The organism is Microvirga medicaginis (assembly GCF_052658925.1).
The window spans coordinates 19,062-31,093 of the sequence record NZ_JBQWEL010000015.1; the positions used below are offsets into that span (position 1 = coordinate 19,062).

The 12,032-nt window shown below is 60.6% G+C and carries 10 protein-coding genes; 4 read left to right on the forward strand and 6 right to left on the reverse strand.

Going from position 1 to position 12,032, the window contains the following annotated elements:
• The first annotated feature begins 46 nt into the window (after positions 1-46).
• The 4 genes from ACUXUR_RS18050 (at position 47) to ACUXUR_RS18065 (ending at position 4,258) form a co-directional block, all read left to right on the forward strand.
• Complete coding sequence (locus ACUXUR_RS18050) at positions 47-1,312, forward strand: ABC transporter substrate-binding protein (RefSeq protein ID WP_445503740.1); 1,266 nt, start codon at positions 47-49, stop codon at positions 1,310-1,312.
• A 139-nt stretch (positions 1,313-1,451) separates the two neighbouring features.
• The gene (locus ACUXUR_RS18055) at positions 1,452-2,315 is read left to right on the forward strand and encodes a carbohydrate ABC transporter permease (RefSeq protein WP_445503836.1); all 864 of its coding nucleotides are present in this window, start codon (positions 1,452-1,454) and stop codon (positions 2,313-2,315) included.
• A gap of 10 nt (positions 2,316-2,325) precedes the next feature.
• The gene (locus ACUXUR_RS18060; protein ID WP_445503741.1) at positions 2,326-3,165 is read left to right on the forward strand and encodes a carbohydrate ABC transporter permease; all 840 of its coding nucleotides are present in this window, start codon (positions 2,326-2,328) and stop codon (positions 3,163-3,165) included.
• 13 nt (positions 3,166-3,178) lie between these two features.
• Positions 3,179-4,258 (forward strand): ABC transporter ATP-binding protein, encoded by a 1,080-nt coding sequence (locus ACUXUR_RS18065; protein WP_445503742.1) that lies wholly within the window; start codon positions 3,179-3,181, stop codon positions 4,256-4,258.
• Positions 4,259-4,559: 301 nt separating this feature from the next.
• On the opposite strand, the gene ACUXUR_RS18070 is transcribed toward ACUXUR_RS18065, so the two are convergent.
• From ACUXUR_RS18070 to ACUXUR_RS18095, 6 genes are all read right to left on the reverse strand, one after another.
• Positions 4,560-6,248, reverse strand: coding sequence for a GMC family oxidoreductase (locus tag ACUXUR_RS18070; RefSeq protein ID WP_445503743.1), 1,689 nt, complete (start codon positions 6,246-6,248; stop codon positions 4,560-4,562).
• Positions 6,249-6,305: 57 nt separating this feature from the next.
• The gene (locus tag ACUXUR_RS18075) at positions 6,306-7,394 is read right to left on the reverse strand and encodes a mandelate racemase/muconate lactonizing enzyme family protein (protein ID WP_445503744.1); all 1,089 of its coding nucleotides are present in this window, start codon (positions 7,392-7,394) and stop codon (positions 6,306-6,308) included.
• A gap of 35 nt (positions 7,395-7,429) precedes the next feature.
• On the reverse strand, positions 7,430-8,407 hold the full coding sequence (locus ACUXUR_RS18080) for an ABC transporter permease (RefSeq protein ID WP_445503745.1): 978 nt from the start codon (positions 8,405-8,407) through the stop codon (positions 7,430-7,432).
• 8 nt (positions 8,408-8,415) lie between these two features.
• Positions 8,416-9,423, reverse strand: a complete 1,008-nt coding sequence (locus tag ACUXUR_RS18085; RefSeq protein WP_445503746.1) for an ABC transporter permease — start codon at positions 9,421-9,423, stop codon at positions 8,416-8,418.
• Positions 9,416-10,942 carry a sugar ABC transporter ATP-binding protein gene (locus ACUXUR_RS18090; protein WP_445503747.1) on the reverse strand — a complete coding sequence of 509 codons (1,527 nt, stop codon included), beginning with the start codon at positions 10,940-10,942 and terminating at the stop codon, positions 9,416-9,418. The genes ACUXUR_RS18085 and ACUXUR_RS18090 overlap by 8 nt, the downstream gene beginning before the upstream one ends.
• 71 nt (positions 10,943-11,013) lie before the next feature.
• The gene (locus tag ACUXUR_RS18095; protein WP_445503748.1) at positions 11,014-11,994 is read right to left on the reverse strand and encodes an ABC transporter substrate-binding protein; all 981 of its coding nucleotides are present in this window, start codon (positions 11,992-11,994) and stop codon (positions 11,014-11,016) included.
• Positions 11,995-12,032 lie beyond the last annotated feature (38 nt).

Below are 12,032 nucleotides of genomic sequence, written 5' to 3' on the forward strand. Positions count from 1 at the left end.
TTCGACGGCCTGACAAGTTCAAAATAAATGAAGCAGAGGGAAGACCATGATTCAACGCTTGTTACTCGCCACTGCGCTCGCCACGGTTTTTGCCGGAAGCGCTCTCGCCCAAACTACTCTGAAACTGACTGAGGTCATCACCAGCCCGGAGCGCACCGAGACGCTCAAGAGCATCGTCAAGACCTTCGAGGAAGCCAATCCCGGCGTTAAGGTCGAAATCACATCCCTTCCATGGGGGCAGGCATTCGAGAAATTCGCCACCATGGTCTCGGCAGGCGATACGCCCGATGTCGTCGAGATGCCGGATCGCTGGCTTTCGCTTTACGCCAACAACGGTGCCCTGGAGAGCCTTGAACCTTATCTGAAGGCATGGCCGAACACGGCAGGTCTCACCGACAAGACCCTGGAGGTCGGCCGCACCGTCAAGAACACCGCCTACATGCTGCCCTACGGCTTCTATCTGCGCGCGATGTTCTACAACAAGAAGCTCTTCGAGCAGGCAGGGGTGAAAGAGCCGCCGAAGACGCTTGAGGAATTCGAGGAGGCCTCAAAGAAGGTCTCGGCCATTCCGGGCAAGTACGGCTACTGCCTGCGTGGCGGTCCCGGCGGCCTCAATGGCTGGATGATGTTCGGCGCCACCATGGCGGGTGACAACACCTTCTTCAAGCCGGATGGAACGTCCACCATCAACGAAGAGGGTTGGGTAAAGGGCATCGCTTTCCTCACCGATATCTACAAAAAGGGCTATGCGCCGAAGGACAGCGTCAACTGGGGATTCAACGAGATTGTCGCGGGCTTCTATTCCAGCACCTGCGCCATGCTCGATCAGGATCCCGATGCGCTGATCGCGATCGCCGAGCGCATGAAGCAGGAGGAATACGGCGTAGCCCCGATGCCGAAAGGACCGGCTGGCAAGGCTTTCCCGACGATCGGCTATGCCGGCTGGTCGATGTTCGCCAACAGCAAGAACAAGGAACTCTCATGGAAGCTGATCTCCGCGCTGACGAGCCCTGAAGGCAACATTGTCTGGAACAAGCGGACGGGCGCTCTACCGATCTACAAGTCCGCGGAGAACGACCCGTTCTATTCCGGCCCGCAGTTCAAGGGATGGTTCGAGGAACTGGCGGACAAGAACGTCGTGCCGACCATCATGCCGACCTATCTGCCGGAATTCGCCTTCTTCGCCGACTCACTTGGAGTGAAAACAAGCCAGCAGGCGCTCCTCGGGCAGCTTTCTCCGAAGGACATGGCGAATCAATGGGCCGATTACCTGACCAAGGCCCAGAAGAAATACCTCGCTTCGAAGAAATAAGGGCCTGATCGGCGCGGCTCTTATGAACCGCGCCGTTATCTTTTCGGCTGCGCGCAGGGTAGGAGTGCCGATGACAACCGTGTCCTTGTATGAGGAGGCTGCACGCCGCAGGCACATCTCCTTGCGCCGGATCGTGCTCATGGCGGAGCCTTACCTCTATATCGCTCCATCCGTGCTTTTGATCGCCACGATCATGCTCGTGCCCCTGGTCATCGGATTGTCCTATGCCTTTCGCGACATCCAGCTGGTCAATCCCTTCAGCGGCGGCTTTATCGGCTTGGAGCACTTCCAGACTCTCTGGACGGATGCAGCGTTCTGGCATTCCATGAAGAACACGCTGGTCTGGACCTTCGCATCGGTCGTGCTGCAATTCGCCTTCGGTCTCGTGCTGGCGCTGCTGCTCAATAATGCCTTCCCAGGGCGCGGGCTCGTTCAGGCGCTGGTCTTCCTTCCCTGGGCCGTTCCAACCTTTCTTTCGGGCCTGAACTGGGCATGGCTCTTCAATCCGGTCGTGGGTCCTCTGCCACATTGGATGGCGGCCCTCGGAATTCTGCCTGCTCCCGAAAACATCCTGTCCGATCCGAGCCTTGCCATGTGGGGGCCGATCACCGCCAATGTCTGGTGGGGAATACCGTTCTTCGCGATTACGCTCTTGGCGGCTCTCCAGTCGATTCCGCATGATATCTACGAGGCTGCATCCATCGACGGGGCCGGTCCGTGGCGGCGCTTTACGGACATCACTCTGCCGTTCCTGGCGCCGACTATTGCGATCACCGTACTATTGAGGACTGTGTGGATCGCAAATTTCGCCGACCTCATCATCGTGATGACGAACGGCGGACCGGCGGATCAGACTCAGATCGTTTCCAGCTATATCTTCACACAGGCTTTCCGGCGTCTCGATTTCGGCTATGCGTCCGCAGTCGCAATGGTCCTTCTCATCCTGCTGCTGGCTTATTCTTTCGTCATCATCCTGCTGCGGCAGGCCATGCTGAAACGATGAGAGACGCGCCATGAAGTCTTCCGCTTACAGCAGGCCTTACTGGTTCCTTCATTACGGGCTGCTCGCCTTCTATGTGATCTTCGCGCTCTTTCCTCTGTACTGGCTGCTGAAGGTCTCGGTGACGCCCAATGACCTTCTCTACAGTGAAGGCATTCGGTTATGGCCGTCCCGTCCATCGCTTGCGCATTACACCTTTGTGCTCGCTCATAGCGATTTCCCGCTGTTCTTTAAGAACAGCGTGATCGTCTCAGGCAGCACTGCCGTTCTTGTGACGCTCGTCGCAGCACTTTCAGGCTATTCAATGTCGCGGTTCGATTTTCGTGGGAAAATGTGGCTCATCGGGCTCATGCTTGTCACGCAGATGTTCCCGCTCGTCATGCTGGTGGCTCCGATCTTCAAGATCTTCTCACCGCTCGGTCTCACCAACAGCCTCACCGGGCTGGTCATCGTCTATACTGCGTTCAATGTGCCTTTCGCGACCTTCCTGATGCAATCGTTCTTCGATGGCATCCCGAAGGACCTGGAGGAGGCCGCCATGATCGACGGCGCGTCGCGTTTTCGCGCCTTCCGCCAGATCATTCTGCCGCTCACGCTCCCGGGCGTTGCCGCGACCCTGGGCTTCGTGTTCACCGCAGCCTGGAGCGAGCTGCTCTTTGCCCTGATGCTCGTTTCCAAGGCAGGAGCCAGTACTTTCCCTGTGGGGCTTCTGAGCTTCGTGTCGAAATTCTCAGTCGATTTCGGGCAAATGATGGCTGCCGGTGTCCTGGCCCTGATCCCCGCCTGCCTCTTCTTCCTTCTCATTCAACGCTATCTCGTCCAAGGCCTCACGGCCGGCGCGGTCAAAGGGTGAAGGTTCGCATCACATGGCTTCCATCGAAATTCAGGGCGTCGGCAAATCTTACGGGGCTATGCCTGTTCTCCATAATGTCGACCTGTCGATCCGGGATGGGGAGTTCGTGGTGCTGATCGGACCGTCGGGATGCGGCAAGTCCACTCTCTTGCGCATGATCGCGGGATTGGAGGGCATCACCAGCGGCGATATCCGCATCGGAGGGCATGTGGTGAACGAGCTTGCCCCCAAGGACCGCGACATCGCGATGGTCTTCCAGTCTTATGCCCTCTATCCGCACATGACTGTGCGGGACAACATGAGCTACAGCCTCAGGCTTCGGGGAACACCCGCCGAGCGCATGGCCGGCGTTGTTTCGGCCGCCGCGTCCAAGCTCGGTCTGGATGCACTCTTGGACCGCAAGCCCCGCACTCTTTCGGGAGGTCAGCGCCAGCGAGTCGCCATGGGGCGCTCCATCGTACGGCAGCCGAAGGCCTTTCTCTTCGACGAGCCCTTATCGAACCTCGATGCACGGCTGCGCGAACAGATGCGCGTCGAGATCAAGAAGCTCCACCGGGAGCTCGGCACCACCTCGATCTACGTGACGCACGACCAGGTCGAGGCCATGACCCTCGCCGACCGCATCGTGGCCATGAATGGCGGTGTCATCCAGCAGGTCGGAACGCCGCTCGACCTTTATGAGCGTCCGACAAATCTGTTCGTTGCTGGCTTTATCGGCTCACCTGCCATCAACATCCTTGAGGGCACGTTGCGCTACGACGGAGAACGGCGATCAGTCGAGCTTGGATCGGGAGACCGAATTTCACCAACCTCGCTTGCTGAGGGCCAAGAAGGCCAAGCTGTGAGAATAGGGATCCGTCCTGAAGACGTTCGAATCTTCCCGGCAAAGCACGGAGGTTTGACCGGTCAAATCGAACTGGTGGAGCCGATGGGCCTGGGAACTATCGTGCATATCAGAGCAACACATTATGCCCTGAAGGCATTTGTCCTGGAACGGGTCGACTATACCGTCGGCACGAGTATCTCTTACGAGTTGCCTGCATCCAAGCTGCACATCTTCGATGCCATGACAGGACAGCGACTTCCGGCATAAGTGCTTACCAATCGCGTGCTACGCTACGCGGCAATCAAATTGGCCCGCAAAGTCCGGTCTCGACGGATCCCGGAAACAAACAGGATGTCTGCCCTTGCGCTCAATTTCCGTAGAAGGAGCGCCGCGTTCAGGATATCGGCAGGATCATTCGCCTACGCTCTAGCGCATCGTGCGGACCCGAAGGGCCGCGTCAGCGAAATGGGGACCCGGTTTTCCGCAATCAACGATGCGCCACTTTAAAAATGAGCATCGGCCCCAAAAGTGGATTCCACTGTTGGGGCCGATGCTCTAGCTCTTCCCGTCAGCTCAGGGTGGCGACGCTCATGTCTCCCTGCTCAGACAAGCGTGGGCCGAACTGCGAGGTGCTGACCGTCGGGCGACCCGTGATGAGCTCAGCGCAGCGGCTTCCAAGCATCATGGCAGGCGCGTTCGTGTTGCCTGCATTGATGTTGGGCATGGCGGACAGGTCGCAGACGCGCAGGTTCTCGATGCCGCGAACGCGCAGCCTTGAATCGAGAACCGCCATCGGATCGCTGGACGTGCCCATCCGGCAGGTGCCACTCGGGTGATAATTGGTTTTCACGAACCGGCGGCAATGCTTCATGAGCGCTTCGTCGCTGAGATCGCTCGGATCGGGAATTGCGATCTGCTTGATGCGCTCGGCGACCGGAGTGGTTTGAAAGACACGCAGGAAGAAACGTTGCCCGTCGATCATCGCGCGGGCATCGGCGGGATTCTTCAGGAGATTGGGTGACACCAGCGGCATGTCGTCCGGATTGGCGGATCGAAGGCGGACGAACCCGCGAGATTTCGGTTTGATCACGACTGTTGTGATCGTCAACCCATACGTGTCCGGGACGAGGCCGAGCGTGTCACGGTCGAGATAGACGATCGGCACGCAGAAGGCTTGGATCGTCGGCTCGCCATTCGGATCTGTCGGATTCACGAAAGCGCCGGCTTCGACACCGGCAGAAAGAATCGGGCCTGTGCCGAATAGCCGGAAATGGATGCCGTTGAGCAGCATCCGCCAGCCGACACCTTGTTTGTAATAGCCGTAAGGCCCGTTCGCCATCGCGATCATCGGGACTTCCGGATGATCGATCAGGTTTTCGCCCACACCGGGAAGATCAGCGATGCAGGTCATCCCGTGCTCTCTCAATTGATCGGCTGGGCCGATACCGGAGAGCATGAGAATTTGTGGCGTGACGAGCGCGCCGGAGGCCATAATGATCTCGCCGTCGGCATAGACCTGATGGTCCATGCCCTTCGCGTCGCGATAGGTCACGCCGATTGCCCGGCCATTTTCGATCTCGATCTTACGGACCCGGGATTGCAGGCGGATCACCAGATTCGGGTTATCGGCGAGCGGAGCCAGGAATGCATAGGCCGCGCTGCTGCGTTTGCCGCGCCTGTTCATGAACTGGTAGAAGCCGACGCCGCGCTGCTGCGGGCCATTGAAGTCGGGATTGAACGGCTCGCCCAAGGCCTGGATGGCTTGCACGAACCAGCGTGACATGTCGTTGATGTGTCCAGGATCAGAGACAAGAAGCGGACCATCGGCGCCGTGCAATTCGTTGTAGAACCTGTTGTTGCCCTCCATGGTGCGGAAATGCGGCAGCACGTCGGCCCAGCTCCAGCCCGGATAGTCATTCTCGCTGCGCAGCATCTCATGCCACTCGTCATAATCGGATGGCCTGCCGCGCATGTAGACCTGGGCATTGACCGATGACCCGCCGCCGAGGACGTTGGCTTGCGGAATGTCATGCACGCGGCCGTCGAGATGCTCCTGCGGTATCGTGTGGTGATACCGCATGTATTTACTGCCATTGATCATCTTGAAGATGCCGGGCGGCATATCCAGGAGCGGGTGACGATGGGAGTAGCCACCCTCGAGCAGCAGCACTCGGGCGCCTTCATTGACCAGCCGGGCCGCCGCCACCGAACCTGAAGAGCCTCCGCCGACAATGATATAGTCAAATCGTTCCTTCATTCCTGCACCCGTCGTGAAATCTATCCGCAATCAGGCGGCCAGGCCGCGTGGATGAGGTCAGGCCTTGATCCCCTCAAGTCCCTGCCAATCGAACTCGATGCCATGGCCGGGGCGGTTGGGGGCGAGCGCGAAACCGTCCTCGATCCTGAGCGGCTCCGCGATGTAGCGATCGAGCCCGAAGCCATGCGCCTCAAGATACGAGCGGTTGGGACAGGCGGCGAGGAGATGCACGGTCACATCATGCGCGCCATGGCTCGTGACGGGCAGGTTGAAGGCTTCGGCCAAGTGGGCGATCTTCATGAACGGAGTCACACCGCCGCAATTGGTGACGTCCGGCTCCGGATAGGTTACGCCGCCGCCGGCGATGTAGAGCTTGAACTCCCAGAGCGTGCGCAGGTTTTCACCTGCGGCGACGGGCAGCCCGCCCTCGCGGACGATGCGAGCATGGCCGGCCGGATCGTCGGGAATGGTAGGCTCTTCGAGCCATGTCAGGTCGAAGGGCTGAAGGGCGCGGGCGGCGCGGATGGCGCCATCGACGCTCCACTTCATGTTGGCATCCGCCATCAGCGGGAAGTTCTCTCCGAGATGCTCGCGCATCGCCTTCACGCGCTCCACATCCTCGAAGAGATTGGCGCGGCCCACCTTCATCTTGATGGCGCAGAAGCCTTTTCCGAGATTGTCATCCGTCTGGCGCAGGAGCTTGTCGAGAGGCAGTTCCAGATCGATGCCGCCGGCATAGCAAGGTACGCGTGGATCGTAGCCACCAAGCGCCTTCCAAAGCGGGAGATTGGCGCGTTTCGCCTTCAGGTCCCACAGGGCCATGTCGAAGGCCGAGATTGCAAGGACGGTCGGTCCGCCACGCCCGCCGTAATGGAGCGCCCACCACGCCTTGTGCCAGAGGCGCTCGATCTCATCGGCTTCCTCGCCGTCCATGATCTCCGGGAGTTCACGGGCAAGGATGGTATCGATGGCGGCCCCGTTACGGCCAACCGTAAAAGTGTAGCCAACCCCTTCAGCACCATCGGTATCACGAATGCGCACGGTATTGAGCTCGAAGGCACGCATCTCGCCATGCATGGAGTCGGTCAGAACCGTCGGGAGCGGGATCCGATAAAAGCCGGGTTCGATGGAGGTAATCCGAGGCATGTTTTGTCCCGTCAGTCGTTGTGCGTTCTTGCAGATCAGGCTGTCTCTTCCGCGCGGATGCTCAGGCGTGCCTGAATGGCGACCACGAGCAGCAGGAACAAGCCGCGGATGACGGATTGCCAATAAGCGGAGAGGCTGATCCAGCCGAGGCCGTTTTCGAAGTTCAGGATGTTGAAGATCAGGCCGAGCAGCAGCACGCCGGCAAGCGTCGATCCGACCGATCCGACGCCGCCGGTCAGAAGCGTACCGCCGACAACGACGGCTGCGATGGCAAACAACTCCCAGCCGACACCTTCGATGGGCTGGCCCGCGCCGAACTGTGCCGCGAGGATGACGCCTGCAAGGCCAGCGAGGCCGCCGCTCGCCAGATAGACGATGGCTTTCACGCGGATTGCCGGCAGGCCCATGAGCCGCGTTGCATCTTCATTGCCGCCGACGGCCAGAACCGTGCGACCAAAGGCGGTGAAATTAAGAACAAGCGAGCCGAGAAGGTAAGCGACAAGCGCAATCCAGGCGGGAATGGGAAATCCGAGGAAGTCGCCCTGACCCAGTTCCGTGAAACCCGATTCATAGGAGACCGAGACCGATTGATTGCCGGCAAGGAGGAGCGCACAGCCGCTTGCGGCCAACATGGTCGCCAGGGTGGCGATGAAGGGGAGAATGTTGAGGCGCGTGATGATAAGGGCATTGCACGCGCCGATTATGAGCCCGGCGCCCAGGCCCGCCAGAAGGCCGGGCACAGCACCGTAAGGAGACGCCAGCGCTGCCACGACGCTGCCAAGGGCCGCCGTCGAGCCCACCGAAAGGTCGATGCCCCCGGTGATGATGACGAAGCACATTCCCAGGGCGACGAGGGCGAACATGCTGTTGTAGCGCAGGACCGAGAGCACATTGTAAGTCCCGAGGAAGTTGTCGTAGCGCAACCAGCCGAACACGATGAGCGCGACGAGGGCGAGGACAACGCCGAAGCGACCGATGGTCTGGAGCGTCTTGAAAGTCATGGTGCCGTTCATGGTTGACCTCAGCGCTGTCCTTGTCGCTGCAGCCAGACGGCCAGCACGATAATACCCGCCTTTGCCACGAGGGCAGCGGCATCCGGCACGCCATTGGCGAGAAGGGTGTAGCGGACGAGCTGGATGATGAGGGCGCCGACGAGCGTTCCGACGACCGTCGCGCGGCCGCCGGTGAGAAGCGTTCCACCCACGGCCACGGCGGCGATCGCATCAAGCTCCATGCCGAGACCCACGAGATTGGCGTCGGCTGCGGAATTGCGCGCGATCACGATCAATCCTGCGATGCCGGACAGAAGACCGCTGATGAGGTAGACGCGCTGCTTGACGGACGCCACAGGAATGCCTGCAAGCCGCGCTGCGCGCTCGTTGCCGCCAACGGCAAGGATCTGTCGTCCGAAGACCGTACGTCTCAGCATCCACGCTGCGGAAGCGACGGCCACGGCCATCAGAATGGCTTGGAACGGAATGCCGAGAATGCGTCCAAGTCCGATGAACTGAAATTCCGGCAGGTTGAAGACCTGAAGATTGCCGTTGGTGAACACCTGGGCAATGCCACGCCCGGCGATAAACAGGACGAGCGTGGCGATAATCGGCTGAATGCGCAGATGCGTGATGAGCCAGCCGTTGAACCAGCCGAGGAGGGCGGTCACGACCACCGGCACCACGAAGGCAAGGGCGATGCCGATCGCCGGAGAGGGCAGGGGGAAGAGCTTGCCGAGGAAGATCAGTGGAGCAAGAGCGCCGGCAATCGCCATCAGTGCGCCGACCGAGAGATCGATGCCACCGGTTGCGATCACGAGCGTCATGCCGACGCCGACGATCACAATGGCGCAAACCTGGGTCAGATTGACGTTGAGCGTCTGCCACGTCGCGAAGTTCGGGGTGATGGCGAGATTGACCAGGATGAGGAGCGCCAGGGCGATCCACGATCCGTAACGTGTCAGAAAGCTCTTCAACTCGAACCGGGGCGCCTCTTGCGCCGGTCTCGGCGGCAGTGTCGTTGCAGTATCAGACATGGGCAGCCTCCCGGTTGCGCTCATGCCCGTGCGCCATGGCGGTCATCACCGATTGTTCATTCACGGCGGCGCCTTCGAGCTCGGCCACGGTGCGCCCGTCGCGCAAAACGAAGATGCGGCTTGCCGCCTCCACGATTTCTTCCAGCTCGGACGAGATCATCAGAACTCCGAGACCTTGGCCTGCCAGTTCCCGGACCAGACTGAGGATTTCGGCCTTGGCGCCGACGTCGATCCCTCGTGTGGGCTCGTCGAGAATGAGGAGCTTCGGGTTCATGCAAAGCCAACGGGCGAGGAGCACCTTCTGCTGGTTGCCGCCCGACAATTCGCGAATACGCTGCTCGGGTCCCGAGCAGCGAATGCCCAGGCGTTTAATGAACTGGTTGACGATCTCGCGACTGCGCGTCTCGTCCACAATACCGCGCCTCGCCAGTTGCGGCATGAGCGCAAGCGTCAGGTTCTCGCGCACCGACATATCCGGAATGATGCCCTCGAGCTTGCGATCTTCCGAGCAGAAGCCCATACCGGCCCGGATGGCGTCAGCAGGCTCGGGCATTGCCTTATCGGAACCGGCGAAACGGATCGTCCCCGCATCGGGTCTGTCCGCGCCGAACACAGCGCGGACGGATTCGGTGCGTCCGGCACCAAGCAGCCCTGCAAGGCCGACGATCTCACCGGGGCGCACCTCGAAATCCACGTCGCGGACCCTGCGCCCGACGGCAAGATCCTCGACCTTGAGGATTGGTTTTCGTGTATCCGCAGCCTCGTCAGCCTTGCGGCCTTCCTGCAGAACCTGGGTGAGTTCGCGCCCGAGCATGGTCGTCACCAGATCGAGCCGCGACAGTTCCGTCATTGGGGCAACCTGCACCGTGCGCCCATCTCGCATGATGGTGACGCGGTCGCAGACCGCATAGAGCTCGTCGAGCTTGTGGCTGACGAAGATCACGGACACGCCCGCTGCCTTGAGCTGGCGAATGACGCCGAAGAGCACTTCGACCTCGCGCTCGTCGAGGGAGGAGGTCGGCTCGTCCATGATGACGAGCTTGGCGTCGAAGCCGATGGCGCGGGCAATCGCCACCATCTGCTGCACGGCGGTCGGATAAGCCATGAGCGGGCGATGGACATCGATGTCGATGCTGAAGCGAGACAGAAGCGCGCGGGCCTCCGCGTGCATGGCCCGCCAGTCCAAAAGGCCGAAGCGGCGCTTCTCACGGCCAAGGCAGATATTCTCTGTCACTGATCTGTAAGGCACCAGGTTGATTTCCTGGTAGATCGTGCTGATGCCGGCTCTTTGCGCTTCCTGCGGCGAACTGAAAGTCACAGGCTTTCCGTCGAAGACGATTTCACCCGAATCCTTGCTGTAATACCCGGTCAGGATCTTGATGAGAGTCGACTTGCCGGCCCCGTTCTGGCCGATAAGCGCATGGACTTCGCCCCTTTCCACCACGAGTTCGGCTGCGCGCAAAGCCGGGATACCGGCGAAGCGCTTGTTGATCCCGTGCATGCTGAGGAGCGGCGCCATGAGGGGTCCGTGGTCCATCCTATCGAGGAGACAGGGGACGCTGCCCGCCATGGCGAGCAGCGTTGCACCAATCAATACGCATCGGCAATGAGCTGAGTGGCGTTCGACTTGTCGAAGAACCGGTCGGTGTTGACCACCCATGGCTCGATCTGTTCGCCCTTGGCGTAGCGGTCGAGAGTCTCGAACGCTTTCGGGCCGAACTTCGGATTGCACTCGACGGTGGCGAGCATCTTGCCGTCAATGATGGCCTGGAGCGCATCGCGCGTTCCGTCGACGGAAACGACGATCACGTCCTTTCCGGGCTTCTTGCCTGCGGCTTCCAGGGCGGCGATCGCGCCGATCGCCATCTCGTCGTTATGCGCATAGATGGCGGTTGCGTCGGGGTGCGCCTGCAGCAGGGTCTCGGCAACCTGACGGCCCTTGTCGCGGGCGAAGTCGCCGGACTGGGAGGCCACGATCTGCATGCCCGGATGGGCCTTGATGTAATCCTCGAAGCCCTTGCGCCGGTCGTTTGCAGGCGAGGATCCGGTGGTGCCTTCGAGCTGGATGATCTTGGCCTTGCCGTCCACGGCCTTGGTCAGGGCCTCTGCTGCACGCTTGCCTTCCTCGACGAAGTCGGAGCCGATGAAGGTGACGTAGTCACGACCTGCCTTCGCTAAGCTCTGGTCCACGTTGCGGTCGAGCAGGATCACCGGAATCCCGGCCTTCTTGGCGGCCATGACGGCGGGGATCAACGGCTTCTCCTCACGGGGCGCGAGGAAGATCAGGTCGACACCCTGAGCGATCATCGAGTTGACGTCCGCCACCTGCTTGGCGGCCGAGCCGGCTGCGTCCGTATAGACGAGCTGGTCGCCGCGTTTGGCCGCTTCCGCCTTCATGCTTTCCGTCTGCGCGATGCGCCATGGGTTATTGGACTCGGTCTGGGCAAAGCCGACCTTGTAATGGTCCTTCTTCTTCAGCTTCGGCAACTCCTGCGCGGATACACCGCCGAGCCCCAGCCCAATGGCTGCGACGCCCGTTGCGAGCGCAAGGAAAGTCCTTCTGAGCATCATGTTCGTTTCCTCTCCAGTGTTTCGCCCCTGATGGGGTT

Excerpts from the sequence above, each read along its gene's own strand:
- ACUXUR_RS18090 (WP_445503747.1), bottom strand. The coding sequence starts at position 10,942 with ATGGCGCCGCTCCTCAGCATGCACGGGATCAACAAGCGCTTCGCCGGT.
- ACUXUR_RS18055 (WP_445503836.1), top strand. The coding sequence starts at position 1,452 with ATGGCGGAGCCTTACCTCTATATCGCTCCATCCGTGCTTTTGATCGCC.
- ACUXUR_RS18085 (WP_445503746.1), bottom strand. The coding sequence starts at position 9,423 with ATGTCTGATACTGCAACGACACTGCCGCCGAGACCGGCGCAAGAGGCG.
- ACUXUR_RS18060 (WP_445503741.1), top strand. The coding sequence starts at position 2,326 with ATGAAGTCTTCCGCTTACAGCAGGCCTTACTGGTTCCTTCATTACGGG.
- ACUXUR_RS18050 (WP_445503740.1), top strand. The coding sequence starts at position 47 with ATGATTCAACGCTTGTTACTCGCCACTGCGCTCGCCACGGTTTTTGCC.
- ACUXUR_RS18095 (WP_445503748.1), bottom strand. The coding sequence starts at position 11,994 with ATGATGCTCAGAAGGACTTTCCTTGCGCTCGCAACGGGCGTCGCAGCC.
- ACUXUR_RS18080 (WP_445503745.1), bottom strand. The coding sequence starts at position 8,407 with ATGAACGGCACCATGACTTTCAAGACGCTCCAGACCATCGGTCGCTTC.
- ACUXUR_RS18075 (WP_445503744.1), bottom strand. The coding sequence starts at position 7,394 with ATGCCTCGGATTACCTCCATCGAACCCGGCTTTTATCGGATCCCGCTC.
- ACUXUR_RS18065 (WP_445503742.1), top strand. The coding sequence starts at position 3,179 with ATGGCTTCCATCGAAATTCAGGGCGTCGGCAAATCTTACGGGGCTATG.
- ACUXUR_RS18070 (WP_445503743.1), bottom strand. The coding sequence starts at position 6,248 with ATGAAGGAACGATTTGACTATATCATTGTCGGCGGAGGCTCTTCAGGT.